The 1,248-nt window shown below is 80.0% G+C and carries 1 protein-coding gene and 1 pseudogene; both read right to left on the reverse strand.

What is annotated here, in order from left to right:
* Nucleotides 1-425 (reverse strand): annotated as a pseudogene (locus ABZ885_RS41460) (hypothetical protein); the annotation flags it as partial.
* Between the two features lie 67 nt (nucleotides 426-492).
* On the reverse strand, nucleotides 493-1,248 hold a 756-nt coding region (locus ABZ885_RS41465), incomplete at its 5' end, for a hypothetical protein (RefSeq protein WP_360200422.1).

Consider the following 1,248-nt stretch of genomic DNA (forward strand, 5'->3'; position numbering starts at 1 on the left):
GGCCGGCGGACCGGGCGGCGGCCGGGGCGGCTCGTGGCGTCCGTGGTGGGCCTGGCCGTCGTCGGGCTCGGGGTCGCGGCGCTGGCCGCGAACGGGACGGAGACGCCGGCCGCCGAACCGGGTGCCGGCCGGCCGGTCACCACGGAGTCGTCCAGCGGACCGGCCCCGGCGCCGGCCACGCCCACCGCCGCGCCGAGCCCCACCGGGACGCCGGCCCCGTCGGCCACCCAGCGCCCCAGCGCGCGTCCCACCACCGCCTCGGCCTCGGCCTCCGCCTCGAAGAGCGGCACCCCGGCCGCCCCCACGACCACCCGCGCCCCGGACCCGGACCCGGCTCCGCCGGCCCAGCCGGCCCCGACCACGGCCCAGCCGACCAGCCCGCGCCCCTCGGCCACTCCCACCCCGAAGCCGACACAGACCTGCACCCCGGTCCTGTTCTGGTGCAGCTGAGACGGCCCGCGCCGGGTCGGCCGCGGTCCGGGCGCGCCGGCGTCAGGGGACGCGCTGCAGGCCGAGCGTCCAGGTGCGGGTGGTGTACCGGGCCGCGTCGTCGGCGGCCCGTTCGGCGAGGGTGACGGTGAGCCGGTCGGCGCCGTCCTGCTCCAGGGCGCAGATCCACCGGTACAGCCGGTCCGGCGGGATCGGGTGCAGCTCGGCGAGGACGGTGTCGTCGAGCCGGCGGCCGACGGCGCGCAGCACGCCCGCGTCGAGCACCAGGACGGTGCCGTCCGGCAGCACGACCGGCGGTGGCGTGCCCGGATCCGTCAGCAGCGGCCCGCGCTCGATGCCGCCGCCGGGCAGCAGCCGGACGACCCGGCTGCGGGTGGGGTGGGTGCGGTCCGCCTCGACCACCCGGACGCCGCTGCCGACGACGTAGTGGCCGTAGCTGCGCCAGGCGTCCACGCGGCGGCCGTCCCGGTCGTACTCCCAGGTGTCGAAGAAGTCGTAGCCCTCCAGGCCCAGCAGGAACCGGCCGCCCGGCCGGGCCGCGCCGCGTTCGCCCCGCAGCTCGGCGACCGGCATGCCGTCGGCGAGGTCCAGCAGCAGCGCCGGGCCGAGGTGGCCCCAGGCGGTGTACTCCGGCGAGTCGGTGGTGACGAGGACGCGGCCGCCGGAGATGTGGGCGGCGTTGGGGCGGCCGGTGCAGGGACGGGACCAGCGGGTGCGGCCGGTGGCGTCGGCGCAGCTGATCCGCCCGGGCCGGCCGAGGATGCGCAGGCCGTCCCGCCGGGCGAGCGGCCGGCCGGC

The sequence above is a fragment of the Kitasatospora sp. NPDC047058 genome (assembly GCF_040643935.1).
Taxonomy (GTDB): Bacteria; Actinomycetota; Actinomycetes; order Streptomycetales; family Streptomycetaceae; genus Kitasatospora.